We start from the raw sequence: 2,716 nt of genomic DNA on the forward strand, positions 1-2,716 counted from the left end.
CGGCATGCGCATCCTGCGGGCCGACTCGCAGTTCTACAACGCCGGCGTCATCGCCGCCTGCCACCGGGCCGGAGCCCACTTCTCGATCACCACCGCTGGCTGACATCGGCGGCGTAGGCGGCCCAGTCCCCAGCGGATGCCTTCTGCCATTGGACAGCGACTTGGATGTGGACGCCGAGCATCCGGGCGAGGATGGCGGCGGGCAGTTCGGCGGGGAGGGTGAAAAGGGCTGTGGAGCGGTCCTGTTGGGGTCGGATGCCGATCTTGTGCAGCCGCAGACCGACCTGGCTGTCGCTGAGAGGACGCCCTGGTTGTCCTCCGGGGAAGAGCCAAGGGGCGTCGTCCGGAGTACCGATCTTGGCCTTGCCGCGGCGGGTCGCGACGAGCTCGCGGACCAAGGCGCCAAGCGGCATCAGAAGGATGACGGGCGAGGTGCCGAAGGTAATCGCGACCGTCTCGCCGGTGATGTCGACTTCTTCGACGGTGAGTTGGCTGATGGTGGAGATCTTCTGCGCGTAGAGGATCAGCAGCAGTCCGGCGACTCGGTCCGCAGTGGGCAGCGTGTCGTCGTTGAGGAGGCGGCGGGCGTCGGTCCAGCGCTTCTCGCTGTCGATGGCGCCCTGTGGGCCGGTCCAGCGGACGGCGCCGCAGGTGAGGCCGTGGGCATGGCGGTGCTGTACGGACCAGCGGACGAAGTGGCCAGTCTCGTCGCGGTAGCGGAAGGTGGGATCGGTCATCCAGCGTTCCAGATCGGCTTGTGTGCAGGCGCCCAGGGTGAGACCTTCGCCGGCGAGCCAGGCCAGGTAGTTGTCGGCGGCGTTGACGTGGGAGCGCACGTTCATGTCCTGCAGTTGAGTGGTGTGCTGGTCGCCGACTCGGCGGCGGAGCCGGCGCAGGTGGTGCCAGACCGCGTAACCGTGCAGGATCCGCGTTCGGCGAGGTCCGTGCGAGCCTGGACCGTTGTGGTGACCCATTTCTCCAGAGCGACGAGCCGTTCGTCGCGCGGCGGCAGGGCTCCTGTCGCGACGAGGACACTGCGAAGGTGAGCCAGCACCTTGCCCGGCGGAAGCTCGTCGAGGATGTCGTGGGTGACCGGACGCTCGTCGCGACCTATGCGTTCCAGCAGGTCCCGGGCCTTCACTCGGGAGATCCAGGCCAGAGCGACATGCGGGCGCTCGGCGTCCGTCAATGCCGCATGGAAGGCAGCGAGTTCGGACGCGACGGTCCCGGTGTCGTCACCGAGGAGGTCGCGGATCTTCTGGTCGAGGACGCATCGCTGACAGGGGCGAGGGCTGAGTTGCCAGGTGATTGTGCAGACGGGGCAGCGTCCCCAGAAGCCGGGGTCGGGGTTGGTGCACTTCGCGCACAACGGTTCCTCCCAGGTGCCGCCGCGGGCCTGGGCGACAGTGCCGCAGCTGCTGCAGGTCGCCCGGCGTTGCTGGCAGCGTTCGCACCAGGGCCGCCCGGTGGCACGGGAGAGCTCGCAAGGGGCGGTGCGGCCGCAGATTCCGCACTCTTTGATCTCCTTCGGCCTGCAGTTGTTGCGGCGGACACCGTCGGCGAGCCGGACGGCGACCGGCTGACGGCGCCCGCAGTCAAAACAGACTTCCAGGTTGGCGGGGTCGCGGATCAGGCAGTTGGGACACAGCGGCTGTCCGGCAGCATCGCGGGTGGCGGGTCCACGGACGGCGCCGCAGCGTGCGCAGGGAACGGCCGCGTGCCTGGCGAAACAGGCCCGACAGATCCGTCTGCCGTCCAGGAGCTTCGACAGCGCCTTCACTCCGTGACAGCGCGGGCACGCCGGCTTGACGACCTTCGTGGCGCCGACGGCCACGAGTTCGCCGATGAACCGCAGTATCGCCGGAGTCGGGGCCTGGTGCCCGGCGCCGGTCAGCAGCTCAGGATGGTCGATCACGGCCCAGGCCAGCCGGCGCTGCCCGGCCGGTCGCTTCGTAGACCGCTCCAGAGCGGTCCGGACGGTGTCCGCGTCGAGCGTGGGGTCGAGGTCGGTGATCAGCTGGGTGAGTTCCTTGAGCGGATCACCGTCGGTGTCGGGGCACTTGGCGCATCGGGGCTCACCGTGGCGGTCTCGGCTGACGACTCGCCGCTTCTGGTGGCAGCCCGCGCAGACGGCGGGTTTTTCGAAGCAGGGTGAGCATCCCCATCGTCCGCCCGAGCGGCTGCCGACGTAGGGGCGGGGGCGTCCGCACTCGCCGCAGTGGGGCAGGGCAGTGTCCTGGGCGCCTGCTTCGTGCAGGGCCATCAGCAGCTTGGCGACGCGGAACGGCGCGGGTGGCTTGCCGGTCCGCAGCAGCGAGGGGTCGTCGTGCAGGGCCTGAGCGAGGTTGCGGCGGCCGGATCGTGTGCGTACGAGCGTGCAGACGATGCCGCGAATGCGGTCGGCGTCCAGGTGTCTCTCGACGTTGCCGACCAGCCGCACGATCAGGCCGACCGGATCGGCGAGAGCCTCCTCGGCGATCGCAGGTGCGGTCACCGTTCAACTCCGGTGATCCGGGCTCGCCTCGGCCGCAGTTCGCCGACGCCTTCGGAGGCGACCGTCCCGCCTGCGGCTGCCTTCTTGCTGCTGGTTTGCCCAGCTTTTCCACGTGTGTGCTGGTCTCGGGCCCTCGCGGGCGGGTCGGATGGGGCGTCAGACACGTGGCGGGGGATGCAGGACTGCGAACATCTGTTGCCAGGCGTCCTGCCAGGGCCAGTT

2 protein-coding genes are annotated in these 2,716 nt (G+C 69.4%); both read right to left on the reverse strand.

Going from position 1 to position 2,716, the window contains the following annotated elements; all coding sequences use genetic code 11:
* Positions 1–86: 86 nt before the first annotated feature.
* Positions 87–842, reverse strand: a complete 756-nt coding sequence (locus tag ACGFU7_RS47775) for a hypothetical protein (RefSeq protein WP_393705067.1) — start codon at positions 840–842, stop codon at positions 87–89.
* Entirely contained in the window at positions 839–2,494 is a 1,656-nt protein-coding gene (locus tag ACGFU7_RS47780) for a hypothetical protein (protein ID WP_393705069.1), read from the reverse strand. Before ACGFU7_RS47780 ends, ACGFU7_RS47775 begins: the two co-directional genes overlap by 4 nt.
* Positions 2,495–2,716 lie beyond the last annotated feature (222 nt).

It is taken from the genome of Streptomyces sp. NPDC048473, assembly GCF_043200155.1.
In the GTDB taxonomy this organism is placed as follows: domain Bacteria; phylum Actinomycetota; class Actinomycetes; order Streptomycetales; family Streptomycetaceae; genus Streptomyces.

Bases quoted from the DNA above. Each gene is read 5' to 3' on its own strand.
- ACGFU7_RS47775 (WP_393705067.1), bottom strand. From the start codon at position 842: ATGAACGTGCGCTCCCACGTCAACGCCGCCGACAACTACCTGGCCTGG.